We start from the raw sequence: 16,882 nt of genomic DNA on the forward strand, positions 1-16,882 counted from the left end.
GCTAATGCACCTCGGTTTTTTGGCTGCCATCAGTTTCTACCAAACAGGCTAAAGGCGGGCTTTTTTAAGACCTTGCAAAACTGTTAGCCGATTTTGGGGGATATTGAGGTGATTTTCGGCTGTTATCGGTTGACCCGAGTCTAACCCGAGTGGTAGGTTCAAGATACTTGAGTTACATGAAAGTGGGGAGTCGGGATGTCGGAAAACAAACGCAATGGCAGACATGGAAAAAAGCAGAATTTATTTCAAAAAGCAGCGCCAGTTCTGATCGGCACAGTAGTTTTATTGCTGGCCGCAGTCGCATTATATGGCGTTTTTCAAGCAAATCGTGGCAAATTGTCTGCAAATCAGACAGGAAATGCCCAAGTAAAAAAAGAACAAGCGCCATCCTCTGATACCACCAAGGATCAAGAAGAAAAAACAGCTGCCTCCGAAACCACAACGTCAAAAACAAATGACAATGATGAAGATGTTGAGGCAGCAACAAAAGATTCGAAAAAATTACGCGTGGCTAAAGGAAAAAACCATAACGAGGCTGCAAAAGACTATGCTTATGATCCTAAATGGGTTCAAGATGTTGTCGATGGACGAGCAGTCAACGACGGTCAACGCCTTTGTTTTTTAACCTTTGATGATGGAGTCAATCATGAAGTTACGCCACAAATTCTGGATGTTTTGAAAAAAGAGCAAGTCCACGCTACTTTCTTTGTTGTTGGCAATACAATTGGTGACAAGACGAAGGATATTCTTGAGCGGCAAATTTCAGAAGGCAACAGTATTGGTATCCACAGCTTTGATCATGACTATGATAAGTTGTATCCTGGCAGGACAGCAGATTCTTCCCGCATCGCAAAAGAAGCCGAAGATACACAAGCAGCGTTGAAAAAACAGCTGGGACAAGATTTTCAAACAACTTCATGGCGCTATCCTGGAGGACATATGTCTTGGCATAATATGGTGCAAGCTGATGATGCGCTGGCTGCTCAAGGGCTGCACTGGGTGGATTGGAATGCAATGAGTGGGGATGCAGAACCGGCGAGCACCCGACCTAAAACGGCAGACGAAATGGTTGCCTACCAGGAAAAATCAATTACGGAATATCCGGATGTCAAATTGCGAGTAGTGCTGATGCATGATGCTGCAGATAAGCAGGTAACTGTTGCAGCGTTACCGCGAATCATTCAATTTTATCGAGACAAAGGATTTAAATTTGGTATCTTGGAATGAAGAATTGTCACATGTGTCTTTATCAAAAAGATCGGATTCATTTCCTAAAACAATGCACTGCCTGTAAAATTCAGGAAGTTTTTAGATAGGTTTGATGAGCTGCCGGCAGATTGCTATTTGTCTGAGATAATGCTAGACTGAACTGCAAATCTTTTGGACTGCGAGGAACATTAAATGAGCCATGACACAGGGCAGGATATCTCAGCTTACATCCACATCCCTTTTTGTGAACATATCTGTTACTACTGCGACTTCAACAAAGTTTTTTTGGAAGGTCAGCCAGTGGATGAATATATCGAAATGCTATTGCGGGAAATGACACTGCAACTGGAAAAGACGCCGGTCAAAAGTGCACCAACTCTTTATGTTGGTGGAGGCACACCTACATCATTGACTGCAAAACAACTGGAACGGCTGTTGTCGGGAATTGTCGAGCGTTTTCCGATGGAGACTGTGACAGAATTTACAGTTGAAGCAAATCCCGGGGACTTGACTGCTGATAAGCTTGCGGTAATGCAAAATTATCAGGTTAACCGCCTCTCAATGGGAGTCCAAACCTTTGATGATCGGCTGCTGAAAAAAATTGGTCGCCGCCATACCTCAGCGGATGTTTATGAAACAATGGCCTTTTTGGAAAAAGCTGATTTTCGCAATGTCTCCATTGATTTGATCTATGCGCTTCCGGGTCAGACCTTAGCAGGCTTTAGAGAGACACTGCAGCGGGCAATTGAGCTGGATCTACCCCATTATTCACTATATTCGCTGATTCTGGAAAACAAGACGATGTTCATGAATTGGGTAAGGCAAGGGCGGTTGACACTGCCAGATCAAGAAGAAGAAAGCCAAATGTTCGAAGAAACGATTTTGGCGATGGAAAAGGCTGGTCGCAAGCAATACGAAATCAGTAATTTTGCATTGGCTGGCAAAGAATCTGAGCATAACAAAGTCTACTGGCACAATGAGCACTATTTTGGTTTTGGAGCGGGTGCTAGTGGTTATGTAGGGGATACACGGTACAAAAATTTTGGGCCAATTCAGCACTATTTGAGTCCCCTTAGAGAAAACAAGTTGCCGGTATATGACAAAGAAACCCTCACTGTAAAAAGTCAGATGGAAGAAGAAATGTTTTTAGGGTTGCGACTCAAAGAAGGGGTCTCTGCCAGCCGCTTTGCTGAAAAATTTCAGCGTTCCATTCAAGAGGTTTACGGAAAGGTTTTGGCTGAAGAACAACAAGCTGGTTTATTGGAAGTAACTGGCGACCGCATCCGCTTGACCGAGACGGGACTTTTGATTGGAAATGACATTTTCGAACGTTTTCTGATAGATGAATAGAGGTAGTTCAAAAAGACCGAGCTGATGATGGCCCGGTCTTTTTTAGCCTTTTAAAGGCTGTGTCGGTTGTAGACGTGTTGGGGAAGAATTGCACGTTAGTTGCGGGTCGTGAAAGTGGGCTTTAAATTTGGAAAGCGACAACAGGACAGATAGGATTTTTCCGGTAAAAAAATATGAATTCTTCTTGAATTACCAGTGGAACCAAAATCTGAATCGCAGAAAAAGGTTGCTATTACAAGGTATTTTAGGTTGTTTAGGGATTAGCACTCGGGCATCCAGAGTGCTAATTTTTGAGTTGTCTTTCTTGACTTCTGTGTCAGATATGGTATATTTATAATCGTGTTAGCACTTAAAAGAGATGAGTGCTAACGAGAGGTGATAGAAATGTTGACAAACAGGCAACAAGATATTCTACGTCTCATCATCCAGCATTACACACAGACCGGCCAGCCGGTAGGTTCGAAAAAACTGATGGAAGAGGGCATCGAAGCCAGTTCTGCGACAATCCGCAATGAGATGAAAGCTCTGGAGGAACAGGGCCTTTTGCAAAAAACGCATTCTTCATCGGGACGGGTTCCTTCTATTGAAGGGTATCGGTTTTATGTGGACCACCTGCTGAAACCTGGACGCGTTGAGAAACGGGAGATGCAGACAATCCGCCGATCATTTGGCGGTGAGTTTCATGAAATCGATGAAATCATTCAACAGTCTGCGGACATTCTCTCGCAGCTGACCAGTTACACGGCCTTGTCGCTGGGTCCGGATGTCAAAGAGCGTAAGTTGACCGGTTTTCGAATCGTGCCTCTTAACAACCGTCAGGTGATTGCCATCATTGTGACGGACAAAGGAAACGTTGAGAGCCAAGTCTTCACGATACCAGTCTCTGTCTCTGGAGAAGATTTGGAGAAGATGGTTCGGATTATCAATGACAAACTGGTGGGAGAATCACTAATCACCGTTTATCATCGTCTGCGGACCGAAATTCCAATGATCCTCCACAAATACTTTCAGACGACGGAAGGAATTTTGACCTTGTTTGATACGATGTTGGGTCAAGCTTTCGAAGAAAAGGTATTTGTTGGCGGGCGGATGAATCTGCTGGATTTTGAAGGATCCAATGATGTTACGCAATTCAAATTGATGTATACATTGATGAAAGATCCGGAAGAGCTAAACCAGCTGTTACTGCCAGAAAGTCAAGGCATTCAGATCCGTATCGGCAACGAGCTGGGCAATCAATTGTTTCAAAACATGAGCTTGATTCAAGCGTCTTATGAGATCGACGGACATGGTCAAGGAACGATTGCTTTGTTGGGACCAACCAGCATGCAATATTCCCGAATGTTTGGCTTGATCGACGCATTTCGTCATGAGCTGGCTTCAAAACTAGGAGATTATTACCGTTCCTTAGAGGGTGACCCTGACTGGAGCTGACGAAGACTTAAGAAGGGAAGTAACGACGTGTCAGAAAAAGAGCAAGAGTTTAACGAAGAAGTCGCTGAACTAAAAGAGTTAGAGACAGCTGAAACTGAAAATGACGAAGCTGTAGAAGAACAGTCAGAACTGGCTAAAGTGACGGCTGAAAAAGAGGCATTAGAAGATCAATACTTGCGAGCGCAAGCGGAAATCGCCAATATGACAAAACGGAATCGTCTGGAGCGAGAAACGTTACAAAAGTATCGTTCTCAAGACTTAGCCAAAAAACTCCTCCCTTCAATTGATAATTTGGAACGGGCGCTGATGACTGAGGTCTCAGATGACCAAGGTGCCGGATTGAAAAAAGGAGTAGAAATGGTACTTGAAAGCCTGCTGAACGGGCTGAAAGAAGAAGGAATCGAAGAAGTACCTGCTGAAAAGGGAACCCCTTATGATCCTAATATCCATCACGGGGTACAAATCGTGCCTGCATCAGAAGAAACTCCTGCTGATACAATAGTAGAGGTTTTCCAAAAAGGGTACAAACTCCATGATCGCGTATTGCGCCCAGCGATGGTCATCGTCGCTCAGTGAGGAACTAGAAAAAGCAGATCCAAGTAATCTGATTACTTTTCAAAATTAAACTTTATTTACAAAGGAGATTATTACTATGAGCAAAATCATCGGTATCGACTTAGGTACAACAAACTCAGCAGTTGCTGTTTTGGAAGGCAGCGAAGCTAAAATTATCGCCAATCCAGAAGGCAACCGGACAACACCATCTGTGGTTTCTTTCAAAAATGGTGAAATTCAAGTGGGGGAAGTTGCTAAACGTCAAGCTGTAACGAACCCGAATACAGTCGCTTCGATTAAACGTCACATGGGTGAAGCAGGCTACAAAGTTGAAGTGGAAGGCAAGTCTTACACACCACAAGAAATTTCTGCTATGATCTTGCAATACCTGAAAGGTTTTGCAGAAGATTACCTCGGTGAAAAAGTTGAAAAAGCGGTTATCACAGTACCTGCTTACTTCAACGATGCCCAACGTCAAGCAACCAAAGATGCTGGTAAAATTGCCGGTTTGGAAGTTGAACGTATCGTCAATGAACCTACTGCCGCAGCGTTGGCATACGGGATGGACAAAACCGACAGAGATGAAAAAATCTTAGTATTCGACCTTGGTGGCGGTACCTTCGACGTTTCCATCCTGGAATTGGGTGATGGGGTCTTTGATGTCTTGTCTACTGCTGGTGATAACCACCTTGGTGGGGATGACTTTGACAACAAGATCATTGATTACATGGTTGCAGAATTCAAAAAAGAAAACGGCATTGACTTGTCACAAGACAAAATGGCCTTGCAACGGTTAAAAGATGCAGCGGAAAAAGCGAAAAAAGATTTGTCCGGTGTAACATCAACTCAAATTAGCCTGCCATTTATTACAGCTGGTGAAGCAGGACCATTGCATTTGGAAATGACATTGACTCGTGCCAAATTTGATGAAATCACCGCCGACTTAGTTGAACGTACGAAAGTTCCTGTACGGCAAGCGCTGAAAGATGCCGGCTTGTCACAATCTGAAATCGACGAAGTTATCCTGGTGGGTGGTTCGACTCGTATCCCAGCAGTGGTGGATGCAGTGCGTAAAGAAACTGGCAAAGAACCAAATAAATCTGTGAACCCTGACGAAGTTGTTGCAATGGGTGCTGCCATCCAAGGTGGCGTAATCACTGGTGATGTTAAAGACGTGGTACTGTTGGATGTTACGCCGTTGTCATTGGGTATTGAAACAATGGGTGGTGTCTTCACTAAATTGATTGACCGCAATACGACAATTCCAACTTCTAAATCACAAGTATTCTCAACCGCCGCTGATAGCCAACCAGCCGTAGATATTCATGTGTTGCAAGGGGAACGTCCAATGGCAGCTGACAACAAGACGTTGGGACGCTTCCAACTGACGGATATTCCACCAGCACCTCGTGGTATCCCACAAATCGAAGTTACATTTGATATCGACAAAAACGGGATCGTGAATGTTTCTGCCAAAGATTTGGGTACTCAAAAAGAACAAAAGATTACCATCAAATCTTCTTCAGGTTTATCAGATGAAGAAATCGAACGGATGGTCAAAGATGCAGAATCCAATGCGGAAGCTGATAAGCAACGCAAAGAAGAAGCAGATTTGCGTAACGATGTAGATGCCCTGCTCTTCTCAGTTGACAAAACATTGAAAGAGTTGGAAGGCAAAGTGGATGCCGATGAAGTCAAAAAGGCTGAAGATGCCCGTGACGAATTGAAAGCTGCTGTTGAAGCCAACAACTTGGAAGAAATGAAGACCAAACGGGATGCCTTGAATGAAATTGTACAAAATCTGACCGTGAAACTTTATGAACAAGCGGCGCAACAACAAGCGCAAGAAAATCCTGAAGCTGCCCAACAAGCACAAGGTGGCGCAGATGATGTGGTTGATGCCGACTTTGAAGAAGTTGACGGCGACGACAAGTAAGCAGCAAACCGGTCCCAAGCTAGTCTTTAATGAGTAGCAGTTATTGTGTTTGATGAACATTTTCATACGGCTTTTGCCGAAAGCCAGAAAGCCAAAGTTTTTGAAACTTTGGCTTTTTTGCGGGAGAAATCAGATGACAGGAAGCATTAAAACTTTGCAAAACGGGTTCAGCTTACGAGTCGAATATGTTAGAATACACGAGTGCAGAAACAAAGCAGTGGTCAGTTTTTGTGGCAATACCTGGCTGTCTTTTCGTCAAGGTGCCAGATGTAACGAAAGTGAGCAGATTAGTTTGTATGCTGACTGTCGCAAGCTGATAAAGAAGCAGGAGGAAAGCCAATGGCAGAGAAACGAGATTATTACGAAGTCCTGGGAGTCGCAAAAGGGGCAACGGATGATGAAATAAAAAAAGCATACCGCAAGCTTTCCAAACAATACCATCCAGATATCAACAAGGAAGCGGACGCTGAAACAAAATTTAAAGAAATTTCAGAAGCATATGAGATCCTCAGCGATCCTCAAAAGCGGGCAGCCTATGATCAGTACGGCCACGCCGGGACAGACCCTAACTATGGTGGTGGCGGTTACGGCGGTGGATACGGCGATTTCGGCGGCTTTTCTGGTGGGGGATTCGGTGGTTTCGAAGATATTTTTGAGTCCTTCTTTGGTGGGAGCGGTCGTACGGCGAATCCAAATGCTCCTCGTCAGGGAGCGGATTTACAGTATTCCGTCAATCTAAAGTTTGAAGAGGCGATTTTCGGCGTTGAAAAAACCGTGAAATACAATCGGGAAGAGACGTGTCATACTTGTGGCGGGAACGGTGCCAAACCTGGAACCCAGCCAGTGACTTGCTCTAAGTGTGGCGGTTCCGGTCAGATCAATGTTGAACGACAAACTCCTCTTGGACGCGTCATGAGCCGGCAAACCTGTGATGTCTGCCATGGGACAGGGAAAGAAATCAAGGATCCTTGCGAAACTTGTCACGGGACTGGCCATGAAAAACGGGCCCATGAAGTCAAAGTAACTGTACCTGCTGGTGTAGAAGAAGGTCAGCAGATGCGTCTTTCCGGTCAAGGGGAAGCTGGTATGAACGGCGGCCCTTATGGCGATTTGTATGTGGTATTCCGGGTGGAAGAAAGTGATATCTTCGATCGTGACGGTGCCGAGATTTATTACGAGCTGCCGTTGAACTTTGTGCAGGCGGCTTTGGGAGACGAGGTCAATGTACCCACTGTTCATGGAGATGTGAAGCTGAAGATTCCGGCGGGTACTCAAACAGGTACCAATTTCCGCTTACGAGGCAAGGGTGCTCCGAAATTGCGGGGAACCGGTAACGGGGATCAGCAGGTCAAAGTGAAGTTAATCACACCGAAAAACTTGAGTGAAGAACAAAAAGCAGCGTTACGGCAGTTTGCTGAGGTTTCCGGCAGCAAGATTGACGAGCAGCATGCAGAAGGTTTTTTTGACAAAATGAAGGATGCATTTAGCGGTAAGAAGAAATAAAAAGTAGACGGCCACCCAAATTTTTCTTGGGTCGGGCGTCTTTTTTTGCTATTCTTGAATAAAATAAAGGAGGCGATGATGTGATACGCAGGTTTTCTAGTCCGCAAACTTATATTCAAGGGCCAGATGTCTTCAAAACTCAACTAGGACAACTTCGACGTTTAGGAAATTATGGAATCATTGTGACGGACGGCTTTGTCAAAGCGCACTTTGGCGACACATTGGCTGGCGATCTTGCAGCAAACGGCATACAAAGTGACTTCTATCTGGTGGATAGCTTGGATGCAGAAAAAGCAAGAAAACGAGCGCTGAACTATCAAAAAGAAGGATGTTTTGTTATCGGACTGGGTGGTGGTCGAGGGATTGATTTGGCCAAGTCCTTAGCATACGAAGCAGCTCTACCCATCGCAGTATTGCCAACCGCCGCTTCTATGGACGCGCCGACTTCTCGAATTTCAGTAATTTATGATGACAAGGGGATTTTTCAAAGATATGACTATTACCCGACTAATCCCGAAATTCTGCTAGTGGACACGAAGGTGATTTTGGCAGCACCTAAAAAGATGCTGGCACAAGGCATCGCTGATGGGTTGTCAACTTATATTGAGGCGCGAGCTGTCTTTAAGGATGGTGGCAACAATACGACTGGTGATAAACCGACACTAGCATCATTGGCAATTGCTGAAAAATGTCGAACTGTTCTTTTAGAGAGTGCACAGCAAGCGTTGGCAGATCACAAGCAGGGTTTGTTGACCCCAGCTTTTGAAGCAGTCGTTGAAGCGAACATATTGTTGAGCGGTCTCGGCTTTGAAAACGGTGGACTGAGCCTTGCCCATGGTTTTCATAACGTCATAATGGGAGATGTTCGTTATGGCGTCAAGGCTGCGCATGGCGAGATCGTCTCGGTGGGGTTACTGCTTCAGTTAGCGGCTGAAGGTAGTGTAGATGAGTTTGACAGTTATCGAGAGTTGTTGAAAACGATTGGGATGCCGGTTACTTGTGATGAAATCGGCCTGCGTTTATCAGAAATCCCAGTAGCAGAAAAACTGATACCGGCTATCCTGGCAACAGCACAAGCTGGAAATCACATTCCAGTTAGAGTCGGAGCAACGGAATTAGTGACAGCATTCGAGACAATACAATAAAAGAGCTTGCAGCCTAATTCGGTTGCAAGCTCTTTTGTTGTCTAACTATCGTGAAAGAAATTTAGATGTTTAAGACCTTGTCCAAGAAGTCTTGTGTACGAGGATTGGTAGGGTTATTAAAGACTTCATCTGGAGTCCCGTCTTCTAAAAAGACACCACCATCGCAAAAGAGAACTCGGTCGGCCACTTCCTTGGCAAACCCCATTTCATGGGTAACAATCACCATGGTCATGCCTTTATGAGCCAGTTTTTTCATGACATTTAAAACATCTCCTACCATCTCAGGATCCAGTGCCGAAGTAGGTTCGTCAAAGAGCATAATATCCGGATTCATTGCTAAGGCACGGGCGATAGCCACCCGTTGTTTTTGACCACCGGAGAGGCTGCCGGGCTTTGCATCCTGCTTATCTGCCAAGCCAACAGTTTCCAGTAGTGAGAGAGCCTTTTGTTCAGCTTTTTCTTTACTCATTTTGTTGAGATCAGTCGGAGCCAGTGTGATATTTTCAAGAACTGTCAAATGGGGAAACAAATTGAAATGTTGGAAGACCATACCAATGTGCTGACGAACTTGATTGATGTTGGTCTGTTTGTTCATCAAATCCGCACCGTCAATAATAATTTGGCCGCTGCTGGGCTCTTCCAGCCGATTCAAACAACGCAGAAAAGTACTTTTACCGGAACCGGATGGGCCGATAATACAGACGACTTCACCTTCTTGAATATCGATGGAGATGTCATTTAAAACCGTGTTGCTGCCATATTTTTTTACAAGGTGTTTCACTGCGATTTTTTCAGTCATAACTCAGGCTCCTTTCTTTTCCAATTGTCTGGCCAGGCGGGTCAAACTAGTAATGACCACCAGATAAATCAAAGCGATGATTAAATACGTATAGGTACTTTGAGAAGTACGGGCGACAATGATTTTACCTGTTTGCAGCAATTCTGCGACCCCGATGACAGAAATTATTGTAGTGTCCTTCAGTGTGATGACAAATTGATTGACGAAGGAGGGGATCATAATTTTGACAGCTTGAGGCAAGATGATCTTCTGCATGGTACGAGTGTAAGAAAGACCCAAACTGCGGGAAGCTTCCATCTGTCCTTTAGGCACCGCGTTGATTCCGCCTCGTACCAATTCAGCGATATAGGCACTGGCATTCAATGTCAAAGTGATGACTCCGGCAGTGAAATCAGGGATGTTGAAGGGGAGTCCGAAGAAGATGAAAATTGCCAATACCATCATAGGAATACCTCGGATCAAATCGACATAGAGTCCGGTGAAGGTTCGCAGAGCTTTGACTGGCGAAACGCTGAACAGACCAAAAATGATTCCTAAGATAGTTGCTAAAGCAAAGGAAATCAGCGCCAATGCGATAGTTTTACCCAATCCTTTTAAGAGCGCTTGCCAATTATTTTGCAATAATCCGAAAAAAGTAGATTCGTCTGCTTTTTTCTCAGTCGAGCTAGTCGAGCCAGAAGCAATGTATTTATCGACAATTTTTTGATACGTGCCGTCGGATTTCATTTTTGCTAAACCAGCATTAAACTTTTTCAGCAGCTCCTGATGGGTACCTTTTTTGACGGCAAATCCATAGGCATTTCCTTTTTGAGGATCACCCACTAATTTGAGGGGTTGGCCATTGCTGATGGCGTAGCCCAAAACCGGGTAATCATCGAAGATTGCTTGCACTTTATTACTGGTCAAAGCGTTATACAACGCATCGGCAGCGTCGTAGTTTTTGACGGTATAGCCATATTTTTCTTGATTGTCCTGTAAGAACGTTGCGCTTTCAGTTCCGACTTTGGCAGCTACTGTCTTGCCTTGTAAATCCTCATAAGTCTTGATGGTATCGTCTTTACTTGCAACTGCCATCTGAATCCCACTGTCAAAATAAGAATCCGAGAAATCAAAGTTGTTCTTGCGCTCTTCGGTGATGCTCATGCCGGCAATCATTCCATCCAACTGGCCGGATTGGACGCCCTGGATAGAACTGTCAAAGCCTAAAGGGCGCAGGTTCACTTCGAATCCCTGATCTGCAGCAATGGCTTTCAATAAGTCGACGTCAATTCCGACGTATTCATTGTCTTCGTTTTGAAATTCAAAAGGTGGGAAGGTGAGGTCCGTGCCGATCTGATAAGTTTCTTCCGCCTGGACTGAAAGTGACCCCCAACCGAATGTCAGGATTCCTGACAAGAATAGCAATGTTGTCAGAAAAGCTTTCTTTGGTTTCATAACACAACCTCCGTAGTTTAATTTGCGATGCTTTCTCCCTGGTGCGTGCTATAGCAACGTTTTTTCACGGATATCACTGAAAGTATAACGTAAAAAAACTGTCCCAAGAAAAAGAATCTAATGAGTATTATAAATTCTGTGACAGGTTTTGTGCAAGGTCTGATCCTAAAAAAGGAAAGAAAAACGAGGAATCCTCACTGTTCGTGTAACAAAACATGACACTAAGCTTGCAAGTGTCACTTAAAAAAACTCTAAAGACAGGTGACGGGAAGATTGTAAAAATAGCGAAAATATGTTCGGTATGGTACAATATTTTAGTTGAAGTGCTCTTGTTTTGTTTTCCACAAAGAAGAGCTTACACTTAAGTAGAATCCAATGAATTTAAAGGAGTGTGTTGGGATGATCGACAGAGATACGACCAGACGGTTTGAACTGGTTTCCAAGTACCAGCCTGCCGGCGATCAACCGGAGGCCATTCATCAATTGGTGGATGGGGTAGTGGCGGGAAAAAAAGCTCAGATACTCTTAGGTGCTACCGGGACAGGGAAAACCTACACGATTTCCAATTTGATTAAAGAGGTCAATAAGCCGACACTGATTATCGCCCACAACAAAACATTGGCGGGACAACTCTATGGTGAGTTCAAAGAATTCTTCCCCAATAACGCAGTCGAATACTTTGTCAGCTACTATGACTACTATCAACCAGAAGCCTATGTGCCTTCTTCTGATACTTATATTGAAAAAGACTCCAGTATCAATGATGAGATTGACAAGCTTCGTCACTCGGCTACCAGTGCGTTATTGGAGCGCAATGACGTGGTGGTTGTCGCTTCTGTTTCTTGTATTTTCGGGTTGGGCTCACCGATGGAATATCAAAAACAAGTGGTTTCTTTGCGAGTGGGTATGGAAACGAGTCGCGATCAATTGCTGCGTCAGTTGATTGATATTCAATTTGAACGTAATGACATTGATTTTCAACGGGGGCGCTTTCGGGTTCGCGGCGATGTGGTAGAAATTTTCCCAGCTTCTCGAGATGAACGTGCCCTGCGAGTAGAGTTCTTCGGTGACGAGATTGATCGAATTCGCGAAGTGGATGCGTTGACCGGCGAAATTCTCGCAGAAACCGAACATGTTTCTATTTTTCCGGCTACTCACTTTGTGACAGATGAAAATCACTTGGAACACGCCATCGAAAGTATTCAAAATGAGCTGGCCTTACGTTTACAAGTGCTGCGCAGTGAAAACAAACTGTTGGAGGCCCAACGACTGGAACAGCGGACCAATTATGATATCGAGATGCTGCGGGAGATGGGCTACACGTCCGGCATTGAAAACTACTCCCGCCACATGGATGGCCGCAAAGAAGGGGAACCCCCTTATACACTGATTGATTTCTTTCCGGAAGACTTTTTGATTGTTATCGATGAATCCCATGTAACTATGCCTCAAGTGCGGGGAATGTATAACGGCGACCGGGCCCGCAAACAGATGCTTGTGGATTATGGTTTCCGCTTGCCTTCTGCTCTGGATAACCGGCCATTGCGTTTGGAGGAGTTTGAAGAACACGTCAACCAGATTGTCTATGTATCTGCAACACCGGGACCATATGAAGAATCCCAGACAGATACGGTTGTTCAGCAGATCATCCGACCAACTGGATTATTGGATCCAGAGATTGAAGTCAGACCAATCATGGGGCAAATTGATGATCTGGTCGGTGAGATCAATGAGCGGACAGAAAAAGATCAACGGGTCTTCATCACTACTCTGACGAAGAAAATGTCAGAGGATTTAACGGATTACTTGAAAGAACTGGGAATCAAAGTCAAATACTTGCACAGTGATATCAAGACTCTGGAGCGAACAGAAATCATCCGCAATCTGCGTCTAGGAGAATTTGACGTTTTGGTGGGGATCAACTTGCTTAGAGAAGGTCTCGATGTGCCGGAAGTATCGCTGGTAGCGATTTTGGATGCTGACAAAGAAGGATTTTTGCGAAGTGAACGTTCCTTAGTGCAAACGATCGGCCGGGCTGCCCGTAATTCAGAAGGCAAGGTTATTATGTATGCAGATAAAATCACAGATTCCATGCAACGAGCGATGGATGAAACGGCCCGACGTCGCAGTATTCAACAGAAATACAATGAAGAGCACGGGATCGTGCCTAAGACGATCATCAAGGAAATTCGTGATTTGATTGCCATTACCAAAGTTGCTGAAGATGAAGAAAACTACATGACTTTGGCAGACTATGAAGACATGAGTAAAGAAGATCGGGAAACTTTGATCTTGAAGTTGGAAAAAGAAATGAAAGATGCTGCCAAAGCATTGGACTTCGAAACTGCCGCGACCTTGCGAGATACTATTTTGGAGTTGAAGGCAGCATTGTAAAGTGTTCATCATAAAAAAGACAATAGACCCAGAAAGCGACTAGCTAAGGTGAAAAGAGTTGCTTTGGGTCTGCTTTCTGCCGACAGTTACGGCTAGTGACACATCCATAACTGTCGCGACAGCTATTTTTAAAGGAGGCCCCACATGGCAAATGATAAAATAGTGATTCACGGTGCCAGAGCACATAATTTGAAGAACATCGACGTGACGATTCCAAGGGACCAATTAGTCGTTGTGACTGGTTTATCCGGATCAGGAAAGAGTTCATTGGCATTTGATACATTGTACGCAGAAGGGCAGCGACGCTATGTAGAGAGTCTCTCTGCTTATGCTCGACAGTTTCTGGGACAGATGGACAAACCTGATGTGGACAGCATTGATGGCTTGAGTCCGGCAATCTCCATCGATCAAAAAACCACCAGTAAAAATCCTCGTTCTACCGTCGGAACAGTGACTGAGATTAATGATTATTTGCGGCTGCTGTATGCCCGGGTCGGCCACCCAATTTGTCCTAACGACCATATTGAAATTACCAGTCAATCTGTCGAACAAATGGTTGATGCTGTAATGGCACTGCCGGATCGCACGAAAATCCAGATATTGGCGCCAGTTGTTTACCAGAAAAAGGGGCAGCATAAGAAAGTTTTCGAAATGATTCAACGAGAAGGTTATGTCCGCGTGCGGGTGGATGGTGAGATTTATGAAATTACAGAAGTACCTGAGTTGGAAAAAAACCGCAAGCATGAAATCTCCATTGTAATTGACCGGATTGTTGTGAAAGAAGGCATTCGTTCACGTTTGTTTGACTCTTTTGAAACCGCACTGCATTTGGCAAAAGGATATGCTGTAGTCGATGTGATCGGGCATGAAGAAATGCTTTTCAGTGAACATTACTCTTGTCCTTATTGCGGATTTACCGTTGGGGAATTGGAACCGCGTTTGTTTTCTTTCAATGCTCCATTTGGGGCCTGTCCTGAATGTGACGGGTTAGGTATAAAATTGGAAGTCGACGTGGATCTCGTGATACCAGATCAGACGAAAACATTGAAAGAAGGCGCCATTCTTCCCTGGAATCCTATTAGTTCTCAGTATTATCCGGAATTGCTGCGGCAAGCGTGTGACAGCTTTGGTATTGACATGGATATGCCCTTTGAAAAGCTTCCAGAAGAGCAACGTGAAATTGTTTTATACGGCTCTAATGGGGAGGTCTTCCATTTTCACTATGAGAATGATTTTGGCGGAGTGCGAGACGTTGAAGTGCCTTTTGAAGGAGTTTTAACGAATATCAAACGCCGTTATCATGAAACCAACAGTGACTTTACTCGAGAACAGATGCGTTTGTACATGACAGAGCTGACTTGTCAGGCTTGTCACGGGTATCGTTTGAATCCGCAAGCTTTGTCTGTTCAAGTGAACGGCAAAAATATTGGTGAAATCAGTGAGTTGGCGATCGACAATTCATTGGCCTTTGTGTCCGGCTTGAAATTGACAGAGCAAGAGCAAACCATCGCTTCACCAATTGTTAAAGAAATCAACGATCGGTTGAATTTCTTACGCAATGTTGGTTTGGATTATTTAACCTTAAGTCGCGCTGCGGGAACCTTATCAGGTGGAGAGGCACAGCGAATTCGGTTAGCAACTCAAATTGGTTCAAATTTGTCGGGGGTACTGTATATCTTAGATGAGCCTTCCATCGGGTTGCATCAACGAGACAACGATCGCTTGTTGGCTTCCCTGAGAAAAATGCGGGATCTCGGCAATACGCTGATTGTAGTTGAGCATGACGAAGATACGATGCGAGCGGCTGATTATCTAATTGATGTGGGTCCTGGTGCGGGTGCTCAGGGCGGGCAAATTATTGCTGCGGGGACGCCAAAAGAAGTCGAACAGGTACCTGATTCGATCACTGGTCAATATTTGTCAGGGAAAAAGCAGATTCCGATTCCTAAAGAGCGGCGTAAAGGAAATGGTGAGAAGGTTACTGTTACTGGGGCGACAGAAAATAACCTGAAAAATATCAGTGTTGATTTCCCTCTTGGAAAATTCACTGCAGTAACGGGCGTATCCGGTTCTGGTAAGTCTACTTTGGTCAATGAAATCCTAAAAAAGGCATTGGCGCAAAAGATCAATCGCAACTCTAATAAGCCTGGACGCTTTAAGAAAATTAGCGGCTATGAAAAAATTGAAAAAATCATTGATATCGATCAAAGTCCTATCGGGCGGACCCCACGAAGTAATCCAGCGACTTATACCAGCGTTTTTGACGATATTCGCGATTTGTTCGCTAAGACCAATGAAGCCAAAGTACGTGGTTATAAGAAAGGACGTTTTAGTTTCAACGTCAAGGGCGGCCGTTGTGAAGCTTGTAAAGGTGACGGAATCATCAAGATTGAGATGCACTTTTTGCCAGATGTCTACGTACCTTGTGAAGTTTGTCATGGGAAACGATACAATTCTGAAACGTTAGAAGTCCATTATAAAGGGAAGAATATTTCCGAGATTTTGGACATGACTGTAGAAGATGCGGTGGAATTTTTCAAACATATTCCTAAAATCCACCGAAAGCTCCAAACCATCGTGGATGTTGGTTTGGGTTATGTTACTTTGGGGCAGCCTGCGACAACGTTATCCGGTGGGGAAGCCCAACGGATGAAATTAGCCAGCGAACTTCACAAAAACTCCAATGGCAAGAGCTTTTACATTTTAGATGAACCGACTACTGGTTTGCACACCGATGATATCGCCCGACTGTTGAAAGTGTTGGAACGATTGGCCGATGCCGGCAATACTGTGTTGGTAATCGAACACAATTTGGATGTAATCAAATCTGCGGATTGGGTGATCGACCTTGGACCGGAAGGCGGGGACGGTGGTGGAACCATTCTTGGGACTGGAACGCCGGAAGCAATTGCCAAACTGCCGGAAAGTTATACGGGACAATATTTGAAGCGTGTTTTGAAAAAAGCTGAATAGGCCTGAAATTTTTTCTAAGGGAAGATAAAGGTCACCTGGTATAAAGCGTAAAGCCTTGCTTTGCGCTTTTGCTATGGTATGATAGCGGTATTGAAAAAACGATAAAGAGTAAGATACATGGGTACTCTTTGTGACTTTAGCAGGAAAGAG

The 16,882-nt window shown here is 44.5% G+C and carries 11 protein-coding genes; 9 read left to right on the forward strand and 2 right to left on the reverse strand.

Translation table 11 applies throughout. The annotated features are described in order from the left end of the window. Nucleotides 1-195: 195 nt before the first annotated feature. The 7 genes from BAU14_RS08405 to BAU14_RS08435 all read left to right on the forward strand — a co-directional run bounded on the left by BAU14_RS08405 (nucleotide 196) and on the right by BAU14_RS08435 (nucleotide 9,132). Nucleotides 196-1,227: a polysaccharide deacetylase family protein gene (locus BAU14_RS08405; RefSeq protein ID WP_161899639.1), complete on the forward strand. Its 1,032-nt coding sequence runs from the start codon at nucleotides 196-198 to the stop codon at nucleotides 1,225-1,227. A 174-nt stretch (nucleotides 1,228-1,401) separates the two neighbouring features. Continuing rightward, a complete protein-coding gene (gene hemW, locus BAU14_RS08410; RefSeq protein ID WP_161899640.1) occupies nucleotides 1,402-2,559 on the forward strand; it encodes a radical SAM family heme chaperone HemW in 1,158 nt (385 codons plus the stop codon). A gap of 384 nt (nucleotides 2,560-2,943) precedes the next feature. Then, a complete protein-coding gene (gene hrcA / locus BAU14_RS08415) occupies nucleotides 2,944-3,993 on the forward strand; it encodes a heat-inducible transcriptional repressor HrcA (protein WP_161899641.1) in 1,050 nt (349 codons plus the stop codon). 27 nt (nucleotides 3,994-4,020) lie between these two features. Next, a complete protein-coding gene (grpE, locus tag BAU14_RS08420; RefSeq protein ID WP_161899642.1) occupies nucleotides 4,021-4,569 on the forward strand; it encodes a nucleotide exchange factor GrpE in 549 nt (182 codons plus the stop codon). A 76-nt stretch (nucleotides 4,570-4,645) separates the two neighbouring features. Beyond that, a complete protein-coding gene (dnaK, locus tag BAU14_RS08425) occupies nucleotides 4,646-6,484 on the forward strand; it encodes a molecular chaperone DnaK (RefSeq protein ID WP_161899643.1) in 1,839 nt (612 codons plus the stop codon). Nucleotides 6,485-6,823: 339 nt separating this feature from the next. Then, entirely contained in the window at nucleotides 6,824-7,987 is a 1,164-nt protein-coding gene (gene dnaJ, locus BAU14_RS08430; protein WP_161899644.1) for a molecular chaperone DnaJ, read from the forward strand. Nucleotides 7,988-8,067: 80 nt separating this feature from the next. Next, the gene (locus BAU14_RS08435; protein ID WP_161899645.1) at nucleotides 8,068-9,132 is read left to right on the forward strand and encodes an iron-containing alcohol dehydrogenase; all 1,065 of its coding nucleotides are present in this window, start codon (nucleotides 8,068-8,070) and stop codon (nucleotides 9,130-9,132) included. A 61-nt stretch (nucleotides 9,133-9,193) separates the two neighbouring features. Here BAU14_RS08435 and BAU14_RS08440 read toward each other — a convergent pair whose 3' ends face one another. Both BAU14_RS08440 and BAU14_RS08445 read right to left on the reverse strand, forming a co-directional pair. Further along, nucleotides 9,194-9,931: an amino acid ABC transporter ATP-binding protein gene (locus BAU14_RS08440; RefSeq protein WP_161899646.1), complete on the reverse strand. Its 738-nt coding sequence runs from the start codon at nucleotides 9,929-9,931 to the stop codon at nucleotides 9,194-9,196. Nucleotides 9,932-9,934: 3 nt separating this feature from the next. Further along, complete coding sequence (locus tag BAU14_RS08445) at nucleotides 9,935-11,365, reverse strand: amino acid ABC transporter substrate-binding protein/permease (protein WP_161899647.1); 1,431 nt, start codon at nucleotides 11,363-11,365, stop codon at nucleotides 9,935-9,937. A 399-nt stretch (nucleotides 11,366-11,764) separates the two neighbouring features. On the opposite strand from BAU14_RS08445, the gene uvrB reads away from it, so the two are divergent. Both uvrB and uvrA read left to right on the forward strand, forming a co-directional pair. Beyond that, a complete protein-coding gene (gene uvrB / locus BAU14_RS08450) occupies nucleotides 11,765-13,759 on the forward strand; it encodes an excinuclease ABC subunit UvrB (protein ID WP_161899648.1) in 1,995 nt (664 codons plus the stop codon). A 144-nt stretch (nucleotides 13,760-13,903) separates the two neighbouring features. Beyond that, nucleotides 13,904-16,732, forward strand: coding sequence for an excinuclease ABC subunit UvrA (gene uvrA / locus BAU14_RS08455; protein WP_161899649.1), 2,829 nt, complete (start codon nucleotides 13,904-13,906; stop codon nucleotides 16,730-16,732). Nucleotides 16,733-16,882: the final 150 nt, after the last annotated feature.

The sequence above is a fragment of the Candidatus Enterococcus leclercqii genome, from assembly GCF_009933135.1.
Lineage (GTDB): Bacteria > Bacillota > Bacilli > Lactobacillales > Enterococcaceae > Enterococcus_C > Enterococcus_C leclercqii.

Bases quoted from the DNA above. Each gene is read 5' to 3' on its own strand.
- BAU14_RS08405 (WP_161899639.1), top strand. From the start codon at position 196: ATGTCGGAAAACAAACGCAATGGCAGACATGGAAAAAAGCAGAATTTA.
- hemW (WP_161899640.1), top strand. From the start codon at position 1,402: ATGAGCCATGACACAGGGCAGGATATCTCAGCTTACATCCACATCCCT.
- hrcA (WP_161899641.1), top strand. From the start codon at position 2,944: ATGTTGACAAACAGGCAACAAGATATTCTACGTCTCATCATCCAGCAT.
- dnaK (WP_161899643.1), top strand. From the start codon at position 4,646: ATGAGCAAAATCATCGGTATCGACTTAGGTACAACAAACTCAGCAGTT.
- dnaJ (WP_161899644.1), top strand. From the start codon at position 6,824: ATGGCAGAGAAACGAGATTATTACGAAGTCCTGGGAGTCGCAAAAGGG.
- BAU14_RS08440 (WP_161899646.1), bottom strand. From the start codon at position 9,931: ATGACTGAAAAAATCGCAGTGAAACACCTTGTAAAAAAATATGGCAGC.
- BAU14_RS08445 (WP_161899647.1), bottom strand. From the start codon at position 11,365: ATGAAACCAAAGAAAGCTTTTCTGACAACATTGCTATTCTTGTCAGGA.
- uvrB (WP_161899648.1), top strand. From the start codon at position 11,765: ATGATCGACAGAGATACGACCAGACGGTTTGAACTGGTTTCCAAGTAC.
- uvrA (WP_161899649.1), top strand. From the start codon at position 13,904: ATGGCAAATGATAAAATAGTGATTCACGGTGCCAGAGCACATAATTTG.